The sequence below is a fragment of the Phenylobacterium sp. VNQ135 genome (assembly GCF_049445735.1).
GTDB lineage: Bacteria > Pseudomonadota > Alphaproteobacteria > Caulobacterales > Caulobacteraceae > Phenylobacterium.
Genome location: NZ_JBMSDS010000003.1, coordinates 321,560 through 341,175, shown reverse-complemented (window position 1 = coordinate 341,175; position 19,616 = coordinate 321,560). Strand labels below are relative to the sequence as shown.

Here is a 19,616-nt window from a genome sequence, read left to right as displayed (position 1 = left end):
GCCTCACCTCAGGCCCAGGCCGCGGGCGATGATCCCGCGCAGGATCTCGCGCGTGCCGCCCCGGAGCGAGAACGTCGGGCACATGCCGCCGAGGTATTCCAGAGTCGCGAGCAGGCTCTCGGGCGCGTCCTCTCGGCCCGCCAGATGATCGGCGATGAGCGTCGGGATCGATTGCTCGAATCCGGTTCCCAGGTCCTTCACGATCGAGGCCTCGACCACGGGGCTCTTGCCCGCCGCCAGCATCGCGGTGACGGACAGCGACATGTTCCTTAGCGCCGAAAGCTCCGCCAGCAGCCGCCCGGCTAGAACGCGCTCCGCCTCGGTCACGTCGCCGCGTCCCCGCACGTAATCCAGCCAGGCATCCACGAGCACGGTGGACGAGTAGATCCGCTCCGGACCTGAGCGCTCGAAGGCGAGCTCGGCGTTCACCTGCTCCCAGCCCGCGCCTTCGCGGCCGAGCAGGGCGTCTTCCGGCAGCAGCACGTCGTCGAAATGCACTTCCGAGAAATGCTCGTCGCCCGCCAGATCGCGGATAGGCCGAGCGGTGACGCCCGGCGTGTTCAGGTCGATGAGGAGCTGGGAGAGTCCCCCGCTTCGGTCTTCCGGCGTCCCGCTCGTCCGCACCAGGGCGATCATGTAGTGCGCCTTGTGGCCGTAGGTCGTCCAGATCTTGGTTCCCGACAGCTTCCAGCCGCCGGCGACCTTCTCCGCCCGCGTCCGCACGCTGGCGAGGTCGGAGCCCGAGTTCGGCTCGCTCATCCCGATGCAGAAGAAGGCTTCGCCCCGGCACACCGCCGGCACGATCTTCCGCTTCTGGTCCTCGCTTCCGTAACGCAGGATCAGCGGCGCGCTCTGCCGCTCGGCGATCCAGTGGGCGGCGACCGGCGCCCCGGCGGCCAGCAGCTCCTCGATCAGCACGAAGCGGGCGAAGTGGCTCCGCGCGCCGCCGCCGTAGTCCTTGGGCAGGGTGAGGCCCACCCAGCCCTTCTCCGCGAGCGCCCGGGTGAAGTCGGCGTCGAAGCCCATCCAGGTCCGGGCGCGGCGGGCCGGCGGCACGCCCGCCAGCCGCTCGGCCAGGAACGCGCGCACGGGCTCGCGCAGCGCCTCGTCTTCCGGAGGTATGATCGCGAGATCGAGGGTTTCCAGCATGCCGGCGCGATCCTAGTTGGGCCGCCGCTGCGTCAACCAACTAAGCTTCCCGCATGAGTCTCGAGACGCTGCCGCTGCACGGTGTGAGAGTTCTGGACCTGGGCGCCGTGCTCATGGCGCCCTACGCCGCCCAATGGCTGGCCGACTTCGGCGCCGAGGTGATCAAGGTCGAGCCGCCGGCCGGCGACACGACCCGGCGCATCGGGCCGCGCGCCGAGCCCGACATGGCCTCGGTGTTCCTGGGCGCCAACCGCAACAAGAAGAGCATCGTCCTCGACCTGAAGACCGACGCGGGGCGCGAGGCGCTGCTAGCCCTCGTCGATGGCGCCGACGTGCTGATGCACAACAACCGGCCGCAGAAGATGCGCGCCCTTGGCCTCGATCCCGAAACGCTGCGCGCCCGCAGTCCGCGCCTCGTCTACGCCTGCCTGCACGGCTTCGGCGAGACGGGCCCTTACGGCGGCCGTCCGGCCTACGACGACATCATCCAGGGCATGTGCGGCCTGGCCGACCTGCAGGGGCAGCGGTCCGGCGCGCCGGGCTACCTGCCCACGTCGGCGGCGGACAAGACGGCGGGAATGGCCGGCGCCATCGCCATCCTCGCCGCGGTGGTCCGCCAGCAGCGCGACGGCGTCGGCGCCTACGTCGAGGTCCCGATGTTCGAGAACCTGGTGGCCTATACCGCCGTGGAGCACCTGTATGGCCGCCACTTCGATCCACCGAAGGGCCCCGCGGCCTATCCGCGGGTGATGACGGCCGAGCGGCGGCCCTTCGCCACCGCCGATGGGCACATCTGCGTGCTGCCCTACACCGACCAGCATTGGAAGAGCTTCTTCGAGGCCGCGGGCCGACCCGAAGTCGCCGACGATCCGCGCTTCGACGGCGTCGGCCCGCGCACCGAGAACATCGAGGCGCTCTACGCCATCGTCAGCGAGATCCTCGTCACCCGCACCACCGCCGAATGGAGCCAGATTCTCCAGCGGCTCGAAGTGCCGAACGGCCCGGTGAAGAGCCTCGACGACCTGATCGCCGACCCGCACCTGGAAGCGGTCGGACTTTTCGAAACCCTGCCGCAGGCGGATGGCTCGACCCTGCGGATGACCGGCGTGCCCGTCCTGATCGACGGCGAGCGCCCGCCGGTGCGCATGCCGCCAAGGCTTGGCGAACACACGCGCGAAATCCTGCTTGCCGCGGGCCTGTCCCCGCAGCAGGTCGAAGCCCTCACCTGACCGCGTCGCAGCGGTCGCTGACAACATCGGGAGACACGACGTGGGCGTTCTGAGCGGAAAGGTTGTGCTGGTCACGGGCGCCGCGGGCGGCATCGGCAAGGAGTGCGCGCTGCTGGCGGCGAGGGAAGGCGCGAAGGTGGTCGTCAACGACCTTGGCGGCGGCGTGTCGGGCGGCGACCTGGGCGACGCGGGCCCCGCCGAGCAGACCGCCCAGGAGATCCGCGCGGCCGGCGGCGAGGCGGTCGCCAACTCGGACAGCGTCGCCGACATGGCCGGCGCCCGGCGCATGTTCGAACAGGCCATGGACAGCTTCGGCGGGCTGCACGCGGTGGTGAACCCGGCCGGCATCCTGCGGGACAAGATGTTCCACAAGATGGACGAGGCCGACTGGGATGCGGTGATCCAGGTGCATCTGCGGGGCGCCTTCAACGTCACCCGCGCCACCGTCGAGCACTTCCGCGATCAGCAGGACGGCTCCTACGTCCACTTCACCTCGACCTCGGGCCTGATCGGCAACATCGGCCAGGCGAACTACGCCGCCGCCAAGCTGGGCGTCATGGGCCTCTCGCGCATCGTCGCCATGGAAGGCGCGGCCAAGAACGTCCGCTCCAACATCATCGCGCCTTTCGCCTGGACCCGGATGATCGCCACCATCCCGGTCAAGGACGAGGCGTCGGCGCAGCGCGTCGAGCGGATGAAGAACTTCATGCGCGCCGATCAGGTCGCCCAGCTCGCCGTCGCGCTCGCGGGCTCGGACGTGAACGGCCAGGTGTTCGCCGCCCGCGGGAACGAAGTGGTGCTGTTCAGCCAGCCCCGGCCCGTGAAGTCGGTGACCAAGGTCGAGGGCTGGTCACCCGCGGACCTGATCGCTCAGGGGTTCCCTGCCATGCAGGCGAGCTTCACCGACCTGGGCGCGACGGCGTCCGTCTTCCCCTACGATCCGGTGTGAGGGCGCAGCCATAGGGCGCACGGGACGACGGGGCGGACTTCTGCTAAAGCTTAACCATGACCGCGCGCGAACCTCGCCCGCTCCCCCGCCCCGACGCCCAATCCTACGAGGCCGAACGACGGCGTTTGCTGAACCGCGCGTCGATCGCCTACCTGCTCGATGTGGTCACCCTCGCCCGCGATGGCCGCCATCCGCTGGACGCCCTGCTACTGAGCACCATCACCCAGGCCAATGTCGCGCAGGTCAGCGCCCGGGCCGACCTTCAGGTGGAGCTGGCGTCCGCGCACACGCCCCCGCCTGACGAGATGCGGCGGCCGGTCAGCATCAACGCCCTGGCCAGCTCGCTGCGCCTGCCGTTCGAGACGGTCCGCCGCCGCGTCCATGCCCTGAAAGCGGCGGGCCTTTGCCGCATCGAGCCGGCGGGCGTGGTGGTGCCGACGGAGATCCTGCTCTCCGAGCCCTATCTGCGCCAAGCGTACGCCGCCTATGAGCGGCTCAGGGTCTTCCACGCCACGCTGTCCGATCTCGGAGCCCTGGAGGGCCTGCCGGCGCCGACCATCGAGCACGACGGCGGGTTCCTGCCGCTCCGCGCCGTGGCGAGGCTGGCGACCGACTATGTCCTTCGGGCCCTGGACCTGGCGCAGGCGGAGTTCCACGACCTGTTTTCCGCCCTGCTGCTTCTGGAGGTCGTCCGCAGCAATACCGAACACCTGGGCCTGCGCCCGGAGTCCCCTGAGATGCTGGACCCGCGCGGCTTCCTCTACGACGCCCATCGCCGGCCGGTGCGGGTCAGCCAACTGGCCGAGCGCGTGGGCCTCCCGCGCGAGACCGCCCGGCGGCATGTGCGACTGCTCTTGGACGCCGGCTGGCTGCAGCGCGCCGGCTCGGGCGTCATCGCCCCGGCCAAGGCGCTCGCCAGGCCCGGCTCCATCCGCTTCGCCGTCGAGAACACCATGCATCTTCGCCGGATGTTCGCGGCGCTGTCGCAGCTCGGCGTGCTGGCGATCTGGGATGACCTGAGGGCGCGCCCCGCCACCTAGAGCCGCACGGCCTTGTGCATGCGCTCGCCGAACATGTTGGACCACTGGTCCGGCGTCAGCTTGGCCTTCTTCTGCAGGTACTTCTCCGGCACGGCCTTTTCGGCGTCGCGGCCGCGTATCACCGCCGGACGCTCGGCGATCTTGCTGAACCAGCGCCAGGTGTTCGGATACTGCTGCTGGAGGTCGATACTCATGGTCCCGGCCGCCGCGCGGCCTGGCCAGACGGCGATGTCGGCGATGGAATATTCGTCGCCCGCCAGGTACTCGGCCTCGCCCAGCCGCCGCTCGAGCACCTGCATCAGCCGGGCCAGTTCCTTGGTGTAGCGCTCGATGGCGTACTCGATCCTCTCGGGCGCGTACCGGACGAAGTGCGCCGCCTGCCCGCCCATGGGCCCCAGCCCGGCGACCTGCCAGGTCAGCCACTGGATGGCCACGCTGCGCTGGCGCGGATCGCGCGGCAGCAGCTTGCCGGTCTTCTCGGCCAGGTACTGCAGGATGGCCCCGGACTCGAACACCGCGTGCGGCCCGCCGCCGAAGGAAGGGTCCTGGTCGACGATCGCCGGCAGCTTGTGGTTCGGGTTGATGCGGCCGAACTCCGGGGCGTGCTGGTCGCCCTCGAAGATGTCGTAGCTGATGACCCGGTAGGGAAGCTCCAGCTCTTCCAGCGCGATGCTGATCTTCTGGCCGTTGGGCGTCGCCACGAAGTGCAGGTCGATCATGCGGGCTCTCCGGATCTGCGAACCGTCAATTTAGTTGCACTTCCTCTGGGTCAGCCAGCCTGCGCTTTCCAGCCGCGCTTCGATGCGCTAAGCAGTCCTCGCCCTGTTCGTAGGACTCTTTCGAAGCCCATGCGCACTCCGCGCCTGACCGCGACGATGATGATTACCACCCTCCATAACGGACGGGGGCGATCCCGCGCGGCCTGACGAACCGCCAAGATCAGCAAGCATCAGCAACCCCGCTCCGGCCAGGACGCGGGGTTTTTATTTGGCTTTCGCGCCCGGCCGGGACCTGCACTGAAGGACCCGAGACCATGACCAAGCCGCTCGATCGCCTCGCCCAAGCCGCGGAAAGCTTCGCCGCCCGCCTCGCCCACGGCGCCGCCAGCCGCATTGAGGCCCGCCTCGACAGCCGCCACGGCATGCCCGCCCTATGCGCTGTGGAAGGCGTCTTCGCCCGCCTGCTGCCCGCCGGCACGGCCAAGGAGCTGGTGTGGCTCACGCGCACGCCCGACGCTCGCGGCGACCGCCTGCAGCTCCGCGCCTACGGCGACGACAATGCGCTGGTCGCGGAGGAATCTTCGAGATGGCCGCCGATGCATAGCCTGGGTCGCCGCGGGCCCATGCCGGACGGCCCGCGCCGGCGCCGTGAAACGCCGCCTTCCTTCCATCCGATGGCCACGGTATTCGCCACGGCCGTGGACATCACCCTTTCCGAGCTGACCCTCGAGACCATCCCCGCATGACCGACGCTGTCTTCGAAGTGGAAGGCGCGGTCGCCCGCGCCACGCCGTGGGCGGCTGGCCCCTGGGATCCGGGCCTGATGCACGGCGGAGCCCCGTCGGCCCTGATCGCCTGGGCCGCCGAACAGGTGGAAGCGCCCGCCCCGATGCGGATCGCGCGCCTGACCATCGACCTGCTGCGGCCGGTGCCCGTCGGCGAGCTGGCCATCGAGACCGAAGTGCTGCGCCAGGGTCGGAAGATCCAGCTCCTCGAGGTGCGGCTGTCGGCCAACGGCGTCGAGGTGACCCGCGGCACGGTGCTGAAGGTTCGGGAAACCGACCTGCCGCTGCCCGGCGAGTTCCTGCCGGCGCTCGACGAGGGCCTGCCGGACACCGGAGCCCCCTCGCCCACCCGCTTGGGCACGCCCAACAACTTCGGCGGCAACTTCGAAATGCGCTCGGTGCGCGGCGGCTTCGGGGAGCCGGGACCGGCGGCCAACTGGTTCCGGCAGCATCGCCCGACGATCCTCCGCCAGCCCATGACGCCGGCCATCCGCGCCGCGGCGGTCGCGGACTTCTCGAATGGCATCTCGTCCGTCCTGCCGTTCGAGGAGTGGACCTTCATCAACGGCGACCTGACGGTGAGCTTCGCCCGCATGCCGCGCGGAGAATGGATCCTGTCCAACGCGGTGAGCTGGCTCTCCCCGGACGGAGGCGGCCTCGCCATGACCCGGCTGGCCGACGTCCACGGCTACTTCGGCGTCGCCCAGCAGAGCCTGGTGATCGAGCGGCGCTAGACCGCCACGCAGGCGGCCTGGGTCACCAGCACCGCATCCTGCTTGAACCGCGCCCTGTAGGCGCTGCGCACCGCGTCCAGGCGATCCTGGGCGCCCCGCGCCGGCGGCAGGACGATCAGCACCACCTTCTGCGCCTCGCGGATCAGGCGGTTCTCGTCGCCCCGCCATTGGCCGCCGCCATCCAGGACGGTGACGCCGTTCGGGAAGCGCGGGGTGATTTCCTGGTCCACGAACGTGCGGATGTCCGCTTCCCGCACCCGCGAGCCGCCTCCCGCCCCGCGCGGCGCACCGCCGAGGAAGAGCTGAGCCGTGCGCATGTGCTCCTGGCCGGCGGGGCACGAGGGCGCCGGCGCGGTGGCGCAACCCGCCACCGCCATCGCCAGCACCACGGCCCCCGCCAACCTCATCCGCCCACCAGCTCCCGTCCGATCAGGAAGCGCCGGATCTCGTTGGTGCCGGCGCCGATGTCGTACAGCTTCGCGTCCCGCAGGAATCGCTCGACGGGATATTCCTTCGTATAGCCCGCGCCGCCCAGGGCCTGGATGGCCTCGAGCGCCACCTTCACCGCATTCTCGCTGGCCATCAGGATGGCCCCCGCCGCGTCGAAGCGGGTCGTCATGCCGGCGTCGCACGCCTTGGCCACGGCATAGACGTAGGCGCGGGCCGAGTTCAGGGCCACGTACATGTCGGCCACTTTGCCCTGCATGAGCTGGAAGCTGCCTATCGGCTTGCCGAACTGCTTGCGGTCACGGACGTAGGGCAGGACGACGTCCATGCAGGCCTGCATGATGCCCAGCGGACCCGCCGACAGCACCGCGCGCTCATAGTCCAGGCCGCTCATCAGCACGCCCGCGCCGCCGTTCAGCGGCCCCATGACGTTCTCTTCCGGCACCTCGCAGTCCTCGAACACCAGCTCGCCGGTGTCGGAGCCGCGCATGCCCATCTTGTCGAGCTTCTGGGAGACTCGGAAACCCTTGAAGTCCTTCTCGATGATGAAGGCGGTGATGCCGCGGCTCTGCGCGTCGGGATCGGTCTTGGCGTAGACGATCAGGGTGTCGGCGTGCGGCGCGTTGGTTATCCAGAACTTCGTGCCGTTCAGGACGTAGCGGTCGCCCTTCTTCTCGGCCTTGAGCCGCATGGAGACCACGTCCGAGCCCGAGCCCGCCTCGCTCATGGCCAGCGAGCCCACGTGCTCGCCCGAGATCAGCTTGGGCAGGTAGCGGCGCTTCTGCTCCTCCGTGCCCCAGCGGCGCAGCTGGTTCACGCACAGGTTCGAGTGGGCGCCGTAGCTCAGGCCGACCGAGGCCGAGGCGCGCGACACCTCCTCCATGGCCACGACATGCTCGAGATAGCCGAGCCCCAGCCCGCCGAACTCCTCCTCGACGGTGACGCCGTGGAGCCCCAGCTCGCCCATCTGGGGCCAGAGGTGGCGCGGGAATTCATTGGTCTGGTCGATCTCGGCCGCGAGCGGCGCGATCTTGTCGGAAGCGAACCGGGCCGTGGTCTCGCGGATCATGTCCGCCGACTCTCCGAGGCCGAATTCGAGGTTGGGTCCGTGGTTCGGGATCATGGCGGCGAGTTAGCACGCGTCGCCCGGAACGTCAGGAGGGAGCGTCAGCGTCTGGTCGCGCCCGGGCGCGGCCTAGTTCCGATCCGACATCCGGCCCAGCCGCTCCAGCAGGCGGAACACCGCGACGACGGAGAAGCCCACGCCGGCCAGACCGGAGGCCCAGGCGACAACGAGGGGCGCAGCGACGCCCGGCGACGGCGCGCCGGACCTCGCATTGAGGCCCCAGAACAGGCCGAAGCCGAAGAAGGCCAGCCCCAGCAGCGCGAGCGCCAGATCGATCGTAAGGCCGCCGTTCTCCTTCTTGCGCGGCAGCGGGGCCACGCGGGCTGGGATGAACTCGTGGACGGCGGTGTCGTCGATCACGACCCGCCGCAGCGGCGTCTCCGCGGGTTCCGGGACGATGTGGGCGTCGTTCGCCGGCTCAGGGGCTTCGAACGCCTCGGCCGGTTCCAAGGGGGCTTCCGGCGCGACGGCGGGCTCTGCCGCCGCTTCGGCTGCCGGATGCGGCTCAGGCGCCGGCTGCGGCGCTGGCGCCGGTTCGGGCGCCGCGGCCGGCTCGCATTGCGCCTGAGGCGCATACGCCGGTTCGGGGTCGCCCTCCGGGAAGATCGCCTGCAGGCGATTGGTCACGGCCTCGGCCGCGGCGCGCAGGGTCTCGCCGGCCTCGCCGCCAGGCGCCTCGTCTTCGACAGGAGGCGGGACAGGTTCGGGGTCGCCCTCGCGGCTGATCCGCACGGTCTCGCCGTCCAGCGAAGCGGAAAGCTCCGTCGGGCGCTCGGCCGGCACGAGCTCTCGGGCGTCGAGGTCCACCAGCGGGCGCAGCACCGGCGACGGCGCGGCCGGCCAGGCGTCGCCGGGCGGCGTCAGGAACAGGGTCTTCTCGGCGGCGCGGCGGCGGACCAGGGCGTCCAGGACGATGCGGCGGCCCTCGAACTCGACCTTGCGCCACAGCTCCATGGCGCAGGCGGCCTGCAGCGTCTCGCCAGCGTTCAGGCGCGCCAGCACCTGCGAGGTGCGGAAGGCGTCGGTCCCCAGGTTGAACGCGAAGCTGCACAGCGCGTCGAACTGGTTCTGGGTGAGCGGGGTGAAGACGTTCTCGTTCACCGCGTGGGCGACGGCGATCAGGTCGTAGATCAGGAGGGCTTCGGCATCCTCCTCGGACACCTCCGCGCCTTCGCGGGCGGTCAGCGTATGGCCATAGCCGATCGTCCAGCGCCCGTCGGCGAGACGGGCGGCCTTGCGGCGATAGCCTTCGAACCGCTGGATCAGCTCGATGGCGTTCCGGGAGACGCGGTGGCGCGGACGCATGGCCCTAAGACATTGACCCAAAACGACACAGACGGACGGAGCCTGTGCGCCCCCGCCGCAATTGCCACGCCACTTACAGCAGAATGAGGGCGGCGAGTCCCAGGAAGGCGAAGAAGCCTGTGAAATCCGTGACAAACGTCACGAAAATCGAGGATGAAACCGCTGGGTCGCGCCCCATCCGCTCCAGGATCAAGGGAACGACGGCGCCGGCGAGCGCCGCGACCGACAGGTTGATCACCAGCGCCAGCCCGAAGACGCTGGTCAGCCGCAGGTCGTGGAAGAGCAGGTAGATCACGCCGCCGGTGACCGCCGCCAGGGCCAGGCCGTTCAGGAGCCCGACGGCGACCTCCCGCAGCACCGTGCGGCGCGCGTTGAACGCCGAAAGCTCGCGGCTGGCCAGGGCGCGCACCGCCACCGCCAGGGTCTGGGTTCCGGCGTTGCCGCCCAGCGAGGCGACGATCGGGTAGAGCGCGGCCAGGATCACCAGCTTCTGGATCTCGCCCTGGAAGGCGCCGATGACGCTCGCCGCCACCGCCGCCGTCACCGTGTTGATCATCAGCCACGGGATGCGAGAGCGGACGATGCCGAACACGCCGGCGTCGCGGCCGGCGTCGGACACCCCCGCGAGGGCCAGGATGTCCTCCTCGCCCTCCTCCTGGATGACGCCCACGATGTCGTCGACGGTGATCTGGCCCACCAGCCGGCCGCCCGGCTCGACCACCGGCGCCGAGATCAGGTGGTACTTGTCGAAGATGTAGGCGACCTCTTCCTGGTCCATGTCGACCGGGATTTCGGTGACCGGCTCCATGATCTGCGCCAGCGGCACGGCCCGGCTGGACCGCAGCAGCTGGCTGACCGGGACGGCGCCCACCGGCTTGTAGCTGGGGTCGACCACGTAGACGTCGAAGAACAGCTCGGGCAGGTCGTCCACCTCCTTGCGGAAGTGGTCGATCGCCTGGCCGACGGTCCAGAACTGCGGCGCGGCCACCACCTCGCGCTGCATGAGGCGGCCAGCGGTCTCGTCCTCGTAGGCCAGCGTCGCCTCGATGGTCGCACGGTCGATCTCGGGCATCGCGGCCAGCACCTGGGCGCGCTTGTCGTCCTCCAGGTCGTCGACGACGTCGGCGGCGTCGTCCGATTCCATCTCGCCGATGGCCTTGGCCAGCGTCGCGGACGGGACGTGTTCCAGAACCGCCTCGCGGATTTCCGTGTCCAGCTCGGACAGGATCTCGGCCAGCGTCTCGGGATCGAGGTGTGGGACCAGCTCCTCCCGGGCGTCCGCCGAGAGGAAGCCCATCAGGTCGGCGACGTCGGCCGGGTGCAGAGCCCCCAGCAGCTCGCGCAGGCGCTCGGCGTCGCCGCGGTCCAGCGCGTCCACCACGTCGGACACGAATTCGGGATTGAGCGCGTAGTCCTCGCCGAGCGCGAGGTCTTCCAGGTCTTCGTCGATCTCGGGAGGAAGCTTTCTGTCGAGCTGGGTGAGGTCGTCCGTTTCACGGCTCATGCGGACCTCCCTGGCTACGGTTCGGACAGACTAGCTCGTTGAAAAGTTAAGGCCCTGATTCAGCGCTGAATCGCAATCAGCATCTCGGCGAGGTCATTGCGGCCACAGCCGCTTCCGAGCGAATGCATGGCCGGAACCGGACTTCAAGGAAATCTCGAACGCCTCGGCTCGGCGCCGATCCGAGAAGGCCAGGTAGGTAACGAGCTCCCACGGCGTGTACTTGGCGGTGTGCGAAGACTTTCCGGCGTTGTGTTCGCTGATCCTGGAGCGAAGATCCGACGTCACGCCGATGTAGCGCCTCGCGGGTTCACTGATGCTCCTGATCAGATAGACGTAGTGCAAGAGCGCCCTGCTACGCCAAGGCTTCGCAGGGCATCCTGCCTCGCCCACCCACCTCTGAGCCCGATCCTGCGAAGCCCCGTGGGGCGAAGCAGGATGGTGCGGTCGAGAAGACTCGAACTTCCACGGGTTGCCCCACAGCGACCTCAACGCTGCGCGTCTACCAATTCCGCCACGACCGCTCGTGGTGAGGCGCGGCAGGTAGCAAACGCCAATCGCTTTGTGAAGTGCGGAGCGTAACTTAGGCGCCGCCGGCCATGTAGTCGTAGACGTTCGCCTCGCGGGTCACGGCGATGGCGATCTTGTCTTCGGCGATCTGGATCTCGCCGCGAGCGACCGGATGGTTGTTGGCCAGGATCCAGACTTCCTCGTTCACCGTCGTGTCGAGCGGAATCACCGCGCCGCGGCCCATGCGCAGCAGTTGCGCCATCGGGATCGTAGCCCGGCCCAGCACGACCTGGATCTCGACGTTGACGGCCTTGACCTGAGACACGTGAGGGACACTCCAGACAGAACTGAGGGCTTTGCGCGAAGCAGGCCGGACGCCCACATTGGAGGAACATGCTTGACCGCACGTTAAACCCTGCCGCCCTGCCCTTCGGCCGCGAGGACGACGCCCCGGCCGGCTGGGCGGTTTCGAAGGGCTACGTGGATTATCCCGCCGCGGTGGCGGCGATGGAGGCGCGCGCGGCGGCGATCGCGGACGGAAGCGCGGGCGAACTCATCTGGCTGCTGGAGCACCCGCCGCTCTACACCGCCGGCGTCTCTGCGAAGTCGGGCGACCTGCTGCAGCCTGACCGCTTCCCGGTGTTCGAGAGCGCCAGGGGCGGCCAGTTCACCTATCACGGCCCCGGCCAGCGCGTGGCCTACGTGATGCTCGACCTGACGAAGCGCCGGCGCGACGTGCGCGCCTTCGTCGCAGCGCTGGAGGCGTGGGTCATCGGCGCCCTGGACGCCTTCAACGTGAAGGGCGAGATCCGCGACGGCCGCGTGGGCGTCTGGGTCGAACGCAGGGCGCCCGGCGCGCCGACCCGGGAAGACAAGATCGCCGCCATCGGCGTGAAGCTGCGCCGCTGGGTGTCGTTCCACGGGGTGTCCGTGAACGTGGAGCCCGACCTCTCCCACTTTTCGGGGATCGTGCCGTGCGGCCAGACCGAGCACGGGGTGACCAGCCTCGTGGACCTGGGCCTGCCGGTGACCATGGACGAGGCCGACGCGGCGCTGAAGGCCAGCTTCCGGCAGGTGTTCGGCGAGGTCGCCGAAGCCGAGGCGCCGCTCTAGGCCGGCGCCAGGGGCCGCAGCGGATTGGCCCCGTAGCGGTTCGCGCCGGGTTCGCCCGGCATCACGGCCAGCTCGACCACCGCCCAGAGCAGAACCAGGAAGAAGGCGAAGTCCAGGAAGTTGGCCGGATGCGGCCAGCACGCGGCGATCGACAGCAGGATCAGCGCCGCCCACCAGCCCGAGCGCCCGCGGTCGTGCAGCCGCTTCGACAGCACGCAGGCGCCGCAGTAGATCAGCACGGGATAGACCAGCCAGCCGGTGAGCAGCCGCGGCAGCATGCCCTCCACCAGCGCCTCATAGAGGGCGGCCAGGGCCAGCAGCACGACGGCGGCGATCAGCGACGGCAGGCGCGAAGCGCGGCCGTTCGCCGAGAGGAATAGCTCCGAAAAGCCCATCTGGCGCCCCCGCCGTGATTCTCAGGTCAGGCGAACTCTACCAGAACCTCGTCGGCCGCGACGCTGTCGCCGGGTTTGGCGCCGACGGCCTTCACCACGCCGTCGCGCTCGGCGCGGATGATGTTCTGCATCTTCATGGCCTCGAGCACGGCCACGACCTCGCCGGTCTTCACCTCCTGGCCGGTCGCCACGTCGATGGAGACCACCAGGCCCGGCATCGGCGAGAGCACCATCTTGGAGGTGTCGGCGGCCTTCTTGGGCGGAAGCTTCTCGTGCAACTCGGCCGAGCGCGGGGTCAGCACCAGCACGTTGGCCTGGGCGGCGCGGTGGCGGACGATGAAGCCCTCGGCGGCCGGCTTCACCGAGACGGTGAACGGCACGCCGTCCAGCTTGGCCCGGAACAACGCTCGGCCCGGCCGCCACGTCACGTCGGTCAGCCGGTGCGAGCGCCCCTCGCCTTCGACGACCAGCGCGTCGCCTTCCGCCGAGACGCGGACGGCGCGCTTCTCGTGGCCGATGATCTCGATCCACTCGTTGCGGAGCTGGTCGGGAGCCGAGCGGGCCAGCAGCGTGCGGTGCATGTACAGCGCCGCCGCGCCCATGATGTCGCGCTGCGCCTCGGTGGGCGGCAGGCCGTGGAAGCCGTCCGGGAACTCGTCCTTGATGTAGTTGGTCGACAGCTTGCCCGACCGGAACCTGGGCTGGTCCATGACGGCGGCGAGGAACGGAATGTTCTGGCCCAGGCCCTCGATGTGGAAGTCCTCCAGCGCCCGGCCCATGGCGTCGATCGCCGCCTCACGGGTCTTCGCCCACGTCGACAGCTTGGAGATCATCGGGTCGTAGAACATCGAGATCTCGTCGCCTTCGCGGACCCCGGCGTCATTGCGGACCTTGGCCGCCCCGGCCTCGCCCTCCACCGGCGGCTCGTAGCGGACCAGGCGGCCGATGGACGGCAGGAAGCCGCGGTAAGGGTCCTCGGCGTAGATGCGGCTCTCGATGGCCCAGCCGTCGATCTTCAGGTCCTTCTGCCCGAAGGCGAGCTTTTCGCCATCGGCTACCCGGATCATCTGCTCGACGAGGTCGACGCCGGTGATCATCTCGGTCACCGGATGCTCCACCTGCAGGCGGGTGTTCATCTCCAGGAAGAAGAAGCTGCGATCCTGGCCGGCCACGAACTCGACGGTGCCGGCGCTGTCGTAGCCGACCGCCTGGGCCAGGGCGACGGCCTGCTCGCCCATCGCCTTGCGGGTCTTCTCGTCGAGCAGCGGGCTCGGCGCCTCTTCGATGACCTTCTGGTTGCGGCGCTGGATCGAGCACTCGCGCTCGAACAGGTGGACGACGTTGCCGTGCTTGTCGCCCAGCACCTGGATCTCGACGTGCCTGGGGCTCTCGATGAATTTCTCGATGAAGATCCGGTCGTCGCCGAAGCTGGCCTTGGCCTCGGCGCGGACGGCCGGGAAGCCCTCCTCCACGTCCTTGCGGTTCCAGGCGACGCGGATGCCCTTGCCTCCGCCGCCGGCGGAGGCCTTGATCATCACCGGATAGCCGATCTCCTCGGAGATCTTGATGGCGTGCGCCGTGTCGTCGATCTCGCCCACGTGCCCGGGCACGGTCGAAACGCCCGCCTTGGCGGCGAACTTCTTGGATTCGATCTTGTCGCCCATGGCCTCGATAGCCTTGGGGTTCGGACCGATGAAGACGATGCTTTCGGCGGCCAGCCTGCGCGCGAAGCTGGCGTTCTCGGACAGGAAGCCGAAGCCCGGGTGCACCGCCTCGGCGCCGGTCTGGCGCACCGCCTCGACGATCTTGTCCTGCAGCAGATAGCTCTGGGCGGCCGGCGGCGGGCCGATGAACACCGCCTCGTCGGCCATCTCAACCGCCATCGAGTCGGCGTCGGCCTCGGAGTAGACGACCACCGTCTTGATGCCCATCCGGCGGCAGGTCTTGATGATCCGGACGGCGATCTCGCCCCGGTTCGCGATCAGGATCTTCGAAAACATTCCGTCCCTTACGCCTGGGTCCCTTGAGGCGGCTCCACGCGGCATTCCCGCCGTCGTGTCTTTCACTTGCGAAGCGGCGACCTTAGATTGGCGCACATGAGCACGCCAGCGGTCTCCCCTTCCGGTTTCGACCTCTCGCCGCCTGACGCAGAGGAACGCAAGCGCCTCGAAGCCGGGCTCTCCCGCGAGGAGGCGGACGTCCTCCTGCACCACGGAACGGAAGCCCCGTTCTGCGGCGGCCTGCTCGATCAGAAGGACGACGGCGTCTACTGCTGCCGTCTCTGCGCCCTGCCGCTCTTCCGGCACCAGACCAAGTTCGAGAGCGGCACCGGCTGGCCCTCGTTCTGGGCGCCCTTCGACGAGGCCCACGTGCAGGGCGTCCGCGACACCTCCTACGGCATGGTCCGGATCGAGACGCTCTGCGCCCGCTGCGGCAGCCACCAGGGCCACGTCTTCCCCGACGGCCCGCCGCCGACCCGGCTGCGCTATTGCATCAACTCGGTGTCGCTGGAGTTCGTGGCCAGCGGTCAGCCGCTGCGCGACCCGCTGCACCGCGGCGACAACGCCGCGCTGATGGCGACCCTGGGCAAGTAGCCGCCGAACCTGTGGGCGACGGGCGGCTGCGACGATCCGCCCGCAAAGCTTGGCAATTCGACAGGCGGTATCATTCGAGCATCCCAGCCCGGATGATCCCGATGAAGCTCACGCCCCACCAAGCCCGCGCCCATGCCGACGAGGTGCGCCAGACCAGCGTCACCATCCTGAAGGGCCTGATCCCGACCGAGACGATCGACGCCTGGAACAGCGCGTTCGGCCCGCTGCTGGCGGCCGCCGTCCGGCGCGAGGGCGACAACCCGAACCGCGGCGCCCACCGCTACTACGTCACCCTGCCCTTCCAGGACCTCTGGGCCGATCCGGCGATCGTCGACAACGACGCGATCATGGCCGTGGTGGAGGACCTCGTCGGCGCGGACGGCGTCATGTGCCAGCTCGCCAGCGACACCCCTCTCGCAGGCTCCGAGCATCAGGAGCTACACCGCGACACCCAGCTGCTGTTCCCCGAGAGCGGCGTCGAGACCCCGCCCTACCAGCTTGCCGTGAACTTCCCGCTGGTGGACGTCACCGACGACAACGGTCCGATGGAATACGCGCCCGGCACCCACATGCTGTCCAAGGCCGAAGGCATGGCGAAGGTCGAGAGCGGCGAGATCCCGCTGGTGAAGGCCTACATGAGCCGCGGCGACGTGATGATCCGGGACGTCCGCCACATCCATCGTGGCACGCCCAACCGGGTCGGCACGCCGCGTCCGATGGTGGTGATCGGCTATTCCCGCCGCTGGCTGCACCGGCCCGAGGTGAATATCCGCGTCCCGGCGGAAATCCTGGTCGCCCTGCCCGAACGCGCCCGACGCTGGCTGCGGCACAATCCGGTCTTCGAGACCAAGGCCGAGGCCGCCCGGCCGGAAGAGACGTACCGGGCTTTCGCCTACTGACCTTCCTTCTCCCCTTGCGGGAGAAGGTGGCCTGCGAAGCAGGTCGGATGAGGGGCTTCGCCAAGCCTTGCCGCAACGAAGGGGGGCCGCGCGGCGCTTTCCGTGCGACCCCTCATCCGTCGGCCTGGGGCCGACACCTTCTCCCGCAAGGGGAGAAGGGAAGCGTTGTTACGTCCGCCGCGTGGTGCTGCGGGTGGCGGCGCTGTCCTCGCTGACCGAGGTCCCCCCGTTGGCGTTGGCGTCGCCGCCGTCCTTGCGCATCTGCGCTTCCAGGACGCTGTCGCCGTATCCCTTAGTGGGGCTGGTGAGGAAGCCGCCGGCGTCGATGCGCAGGTTGTTCTGCACATGGTTGACGCCCGAGATGTCCTCGACGCAGCGCTCGGCGCGGTGCTTGGCCTCGCGGTTCTCGACCGTGCCGGAGAGCGTCACCTCGCCGCCCGAGACCGAGACGCTGATGTTCGAGGCGTCCAGCCACGGATCGTCCGTCAGGCGCTGATGGGCGTCGTCGCTGATCCGCTCGTCCGAGCGCTTGTAGTCCTTCGGACCCCGGCCGCGCTGGCCGCGGTCGTCGCTCCAGCGGGCTTCGCCGTTGAAGTCCGAGCTGTAGCGGCGCTCGCCATAGCCGCCCTCGCCGCGCTCCTGGCCTCGGTCGCCGGACAGGTCGCGCCGGACCTCGTCGACGGCCTCGCCGATCCAGCTCTTGGCGCGCTGGAAGAAGCCGCCTGCGCCGGAGCCGCCGCGCTCGTCGCGACCATAGGTCTGGCCGCCGCGGTCCTCGCCGCGCCCGCCGTCGCCGTAGCCGCGCTCGAAATCGTAGCCTCCGGTGCCGCCGGAGGCGCGGTGACGCATCTCTCCGGCGTAGCGGCGCTCCATCTCGCGGTCGGCGTCATAGCCGCGCGGCACGTCGCCGTACTCGCGACCGCCCTGGCCGTACTCCTGGCGGTAGATCGGCTGGCGGCGGTCGTCGCCATAGAAGCGGCCGCCTCGGGTATAATCCTGGTTTTCGAACCGCATGCCGCGGCTGCGCTCCAGGTCGTACTCGTTGTTCTCGTAGGCCGGGCTCACGCCCTGGTAGTCGCGGTCCTGCCATTCAGGGCGGCCGCCGTCGTTCTGGCCGCCGTAGCCCTGGCCGCCGCCGGCGCCGCGGCCGTAGCTCTGGCCGCCGCCATAGCTGCCGCCCGCGCCATAGGCGCCGCCGCCCGACTGCACGTTGGACCGGTTGTATTCCGCGCCGGTGTCGCGCTCCCCGAACACCCGGTCGCGATCGCGGCCTTCGAAGCGGGCCGCGTAACGGTCCCGGCTGCTGCGATAGCCGCCTTCGAAATCATAGCCGCCGCGGCTGTCGTCGAAGCTGCGGTCCTCCTGCCAGGGCCGCCCCTGTCGCGGATCCTGCCGCTGCTCGTCGCCGCCTCGGCCATAGGCCTCGTTGCGCCAGTTGCGCTCGCGCAAGCGGCGATCGCGCTCCTCGTTCCACCGATCGGGCATGGGGAATCCTCCTGTTCTGCAGGCAAAAGGGCTTCCTGGCAGAACAAGGGACGGTGGCGGTGGTTCCTTCGGAACCTAGAGCGGGATGTTGTCGTGCTTCTTCCAGGGATTCTGGAGCTGCTTGCCCTTGAGGCTCTTCAGCGCCCGCACGATCCGGCGACGCGTGCCGTGCGGCATGATCACGTCGTCGATGTAGCCGCGTGAGGCAGCCACGAACGGATTGGCGAAGCGGGCCTTGTATTCGGCCTCCCGGGCGGCGATCGCATCGGGGTCCCCGATCTCGGCGCGGAAGATGATCTCCACGGCGCCCTTCGAGCCCATCACCGCGATCTCGGCCGTCGGCCAGGCGTAGTTCACGTCGCCGCGGATGTGCTTTGAGCTCATCACGTCATAGGCGCCGCCGTAAGCCTTGCGCGTGATCAGAGTGATCTTCGGCACGGTCGCCTCGGCGTAGGCGAACAGCAGCTTGGCGCCGTGGCGGATCAGGCCGCCCTGCTCCTGCTTCGTCCCCGGCATGAAGCCCGGCACGTCGACGAAGGTGATGATCGGGATCTCGAAGGCGTCGCAGAAGCGCACGAAGCGGGCGCCCTTGCGGCTGGCGTCGATGTCCAGCACGCCGGCCAGGGTCTGCGGCTGGTTGGCGACGATGCCCACCGTCTGGCCGTCCATGCGGGCGAAACCGACCACGATGTTCTTGGCGAAGTCCGGGCTGATCTCGAAGAAGTCGGCCTCGTCCACGACCTTCAGGATCAGCTCCTTCATGTCGTAGGGCTTGTTGGGGTTGGCGGGCACCAGGGTGTCCAGCGAGCCCTCTTCCCGCGCCGGATCGTCGAAGCTCTGCCGCACGGGCGGCTTCTCGCGGTTGGACAGCGGCAGGAAGTCGATCAGGCGGCGGACCTGGGTCAGCGCCTCCAGGTCGTTCTCGAAGGCGCCGTCGGCGACGCCGGACTTCAGGGCATGGACGCGGTAGCCGCCCAGCTCCTCGTGGCTGACCTCTTCGTGGGTGACGGTCTTCACCACGTCGGGGCCCGTCACGTACATGTAGGAGGTGTCCTTCACCATGAAGATGAAGTCGGTGATGGCCGGCGAATAGACGTCGCCGCCGGCGCACGGGCCCATGATCACGCTGATCTGCGGGATGACGCCCGAGGCCAGGGTGTTCTCGAGGAAAATGTCGGCATAGCCGCCCAGCGCCGCCACCCCCTCCTGGATGCGGGCGCCGCCGGCGTCGAACAGGCCGATGATCGGCGCGCCAACCTTCAACGCCTGGCGCTGGACCTTGAGAATCTTCTCCGCGTGGGCGCTGGAAAGCGAGCCGCCGAAGACCGTGAAATCCTTGGAGAAAACATAGACCACGCGGCCGTTGATCGTGCCCCAGCCCGTCACCACGCCGTCGCCGGGGATGCGGTTCTTGTCCATCCCGAACTCGGTCACGCGGTGCTCGACGAACATGTCGAACTCCTCGAACGAGCCCTCGTCGAGCAGGAGGTCGATGCGCTCGCGGGCGGTCAGCTTGCCCTTGGCGTGCTGGGCCGCGATGCGCTTCTCGCCGCCGCCCTGGCGGGCCTCCTCGCGGCGCTTCTCGAGCTCTTCCAGGATGTGCTTCACGAACGACCCCTCAATACGTGCTGAAGGG

Annotated in this window: 20 protein-coding genes and 1 tRNA gene; 8 read left to right on the top strand and 13 right to left on the bottom strand. The window is 69.3% G+C overall.

Features of this window, described 5'->3' with window-relative positions:
* Window positions 1–3: 3 nt before the first annotated feature.
* Window positions 4–1,149, bottom strand: coding sequence for an acyl-CoA dehydrogenase family protein (locus ACO2Q0_RS12860; protein WP_423351906.1), 1,146 nt, complete (start codon window positions 1,147–1,149; stop codon window positions 4–6).
* Window positions 1,150–1,202: 53 nt separating this feature from the next.
* Between ACO2Q0_RS12860 and ACO2Q0_RS12855 the strand changes: the two genes are divergently transcribed.
* Genes ACO2Q0_RS12855 through ACO2Q0_RS12845 form a run of 3 tightly spaced genes read left to right on the top strand, consistent with a single transcriptional unit; the run spans window position 1,203 to window position 4,367 of the window.
* Window positions 1,203–2,378 carry a CaiB/BaiF CoA transferase family protein gene (locus ACO2Q0_RS12855; protein ID WP_423351905.1) on the top strand — a complete coding sequence of 392 codons (1,176 nt, stop codon included), beginning with the start codon at window positions 1,203–1,205 and terminating at the stop codon, window positions 2,376–2,378.
* Between the two features lie 40 nt (window positions 2,379–2,418).
* Complete coding sequence (locus tag ACO2Q0_RS12850; protein WP_423351904.1) at window positions 2,419–3,327, top strand: SDR family NAD(P)-dependent oxidoreductase; 909 nt, start codon at window positions 2,419–2,421, stop codon at window positions 3,325–3,327.
* Window positions 3,328–3,383: 56 nt separating this feature from the next.
* Window positions 3,384–4,367 carry a helix-turn-helix domain-containing protein gene (locus ACO2Q0_RS12845; RefSeq protein ID WP_423351903.1) on the top strand — a complete coding sequence of 328 codons (984 nt, stop codon included), beginning with the start codon at window positions 3,384–3,386 and terminating at the stop codon, window positions 4,365–4,367.
* Here the strand turns inward: ACO2Q0_RS12845 and ACO2Q0_RS12840 are convergent.
* Window positions 4,364–5,086, bottom strand: a complete 723-nt coding sequence (locus tag ACO2Q0_RS12840) for a glutathione S-transferase N-terminal domain-containing protein (protein WP_423351902.1) — start codon at window positions 5,084–5,086, stop codon at window positions 4,364–4,366. The genes ACO2Q0_RS12845 and ACO2Q0_RS12840 overlap by 4 nt on opposite strands.
* 314 nt (window positions 5,087–5,400) lie before the next feature.
* Here ACO2Q0_RS12840 and ACO2Q0_RS12835 point away from each other — a divergent pair, with 314 nt between their 5' ends.
* Together ACO2Q0_RS12835 and ACO2Q0_RS12830 are read left to right on the top strand one after the other, a co-directional pair.
* A complete protein-coding gene (locus ACO2Q0_RS12835) occupies window positions 5,401–5,832 on the top strand; it encodes a hypothetical protein (RefSeq protein WP_423351901.1) in 432 nt (143 codons plus the stop codon).
* A complete protein-coding gene (locus ACO2Q0_RS12830) occupies window positions 5,829–6,605 on the top strand; it encodes a thioesterase family protein (protein ID WP_423351900.1) in 777 nt (258 codons plus the stop codon). Before ACO2Q0_RS12835 ends, ACO2Q0_RS12830 begins: the two co-directional genes overlap by 4 nt.
* On the opposite strand, the gene ACO2Q0_RS12825 is transcribed toward ACO2Q0_RS12830, so the two are convergent.
* The 7 genes from ACO2Q0_RS12825 to ACO2Q0_RS12795 all read right to left on the bottom strand — a co-directional run bounded on the left by ACO2Q0_RS12825 (window position 6,602) and on the right by ACO2Q0_RS12795 (window position 11,876).
* Complete coding sequence (locus ACO2Q0_RS12825) at window positions 6,602–7,012, bottom strand: DUF3574 domain-containing protein (RefSeq protein ID WP_423351899.1); 411 nt, start codon at window positions 7,010–7,012, stop codon at window positions 6,602–6,604. The genes ACO2Q0_RS12830 and ACO2Q0_RS12825 overlap by 4 nt on opposite strands.
* The gene (locus tag ACO2Q0_RS12820) at window positions 7,009–8,175 is read right to left on the bottom strand and encodes an isovaleryl-CoA dehydrogenase (RefSeq protein WP_423351898.1); all 1,167 of its coding nucleotides are present in this window, start codon (window positions 8,173–8,175) and stop codon (window positions 7,009–7,011) included. Before ACO2Q0_RS12820 ends, ACO2Q0_RS12825 begins: the two co-directional genes overlap by 4 nt.
* Before the next feature lie 72 nt (window positions 8,176–8,247).
* On the bottom strand, window positions 8,248–9,483 hold the full coding sequence (locus tag ACO2Q0_RS12815; RefSeq protein WP_423351897.1) for a lysozyme: 1,236 nt from the start codon (window positions 9,481–9,483) through the stop codon (window positions 8,248–8,250).
* Window positions 9,484–9,556: 73 nt separating this feature from the next.
* Window positions 9,557–10,987, bottom strand: a complete 1,431-nt coding sequence (mgtE, locus tag ACO2Q0_RS12810; RefSeq protein ID WP_423351896.1) for a magnesium transporter — start codon at window positions 10,985–10,987, stop codon at window positions 9,557–9,559.
* A gap of 93 nt (window positions 10,988–11,080) precedes the next feature.
* The gene (locus ACO2Q0_RS12805) at window positions 11,081–11,329 is read right to left on the bottom strand and encodes a GIY-YIG nuclease family protein (RefSeq protein WP_423351895.1); all 249 of its coding nucleotides are present in this window, start codon (window positions 11,327–11,329) and stop codon (window positions 11,081–11,083) included.
* 94 nt (window positions 11,330–11,423) lie between these two features.
* Window positions 11,424–11,508: transfer RNA gene (locus ACO2Q0_RS12800), tRNA-Leu, on the bottom strand.
* A gap of 59 nt (window positions 11,509–11,567) precedes the next feature.
* A complete protein-coding gene (locus ACO2Q0_RS12795) occupies window positions 11,568–11,876 on the bottom strand; it encodes a FliM/FliN family flagellar motor switch protein (RefSeq protein ID WP_423351894.1) in 309 nt (102 codons plus the stop codon).
* Window positions 11,877–11,887: 11 nt separating this feature from the next.
* Here ACO2Q0_RS12795 and lipB point away from each other — a divergent pair, with 11 nt between their 5' ends.
* Window positions 11,888–12,607, top strand: a complete 720-nt coding sequence (lipB, locus tag ACO2Q0_RS12790) for a lipoyl(octanoyl) transferase LipB (RefSeq protein WP_423351893.1) — start codon at window positions 11,888–11,890, stop codon at window positions 12,605–12,607.
* Here the strand turns inward: lipB and ACO2Q0_RS12785 are convergent.
* Both ACO2Q0_RS12785 and ACO2Q0_RS12780 read right to left on the bottom strand, forming a co-directional pair.
* Window positions 12,604–13,002, bottom strand: a complete 399-nt coding sequence (locus tag ACO2Q0_RS12785; protein ID WP_423351892.1) for a DUF805 domain-containing protein — start codon at window positions 13,000–13,002, stop codon at window positions 12,604–12,606. The two genes, lipB and ACO2Q0_RS12785, sit on opposite strands and share 4 nt — an antisense overlap.
* A gap of 26 nt (window positions 13,003–13,028) precedes the next feature.
* Window positions 13,029–15,002 (bottom strand): acetyl-CoA carboxylase biotin carboxylase subunit, encoded by a 1,974-nt coding sequence (locus ACO2Q0_RS12780; protein WP_423351891.1) that lies wholly within the window; start codon window positions 15,000–15,002, stop codon window positions 13,029–13,031.
* A 96-nt stretch (window positions 15,003–15,098) separates the two neighbouring features.
* Between ACO2Q0_RS12780 and msrB the strand changes: the two genes are divergently transcribed.
* Complete coding sequence (msrB, locus tag ACO2Q0_RS12775) at window positions 15,099–15,596, top strand: peptide-methionine (R)-S-oxide reductase MsrB (protein ID WP_423351890.1); 498 nt, start codon at window positions 15,099–15,101, stop codon at window positions 15,594–15,596.
* A gap of 92 nt (window positions 15,597–15,688) precedes the next feature.
* The gene (locus ACO2Q0_RS12770) at window positions 15,689–16,495 is read left to right on the top strand and encodes a phytanoyl-CoA dioxygenase family protein (protein ID WP_423351889.1); all 807 of its coding nucleotides are present in this window, start codon (window positions 15,689–15,691) and stop codon (window positions 16,493–16,495) included.
* 168 nt (window positions 16,496–16,663) lie between these two features.
* Here ACO2Q0_RS12770 and ACO2Q0_RS12765 read toward each other — a convergent pair whose 3' ends face one another.
* Both ACO2Q0_RS12765 and ACO2Q0_RS12760 read right to left on the bottom strand, forming a co-directional pair.
* On the bottom strand, window positions 16,664–17,980 hold the full coding sequence (locus tag ACO2Q0_RS12765; RefSeq protein ID WP_423351888.1) for a BON domain-containing protein: 1,317 nt from the start codon (window positions 17,978–17,980) through the stop codon (window positions 16,664–16,666).
* A 75-nt stretch (window positions 17,981–18,055) separates the two neighbouring features.
* Complete coding sequence (locus ACO2Q0_RS12760) at window positions 18,056–19,588, bottom strand: acyl-CoA carboxylase subunit beta (protein ID WP_423351887.1); 1,533 nt, start codon at window positions 19,586–19,588, stop codon at window positions 18,056–18,058.
* Window positions 19,589–19,616 lie beyond the last annotated feature (28 nt).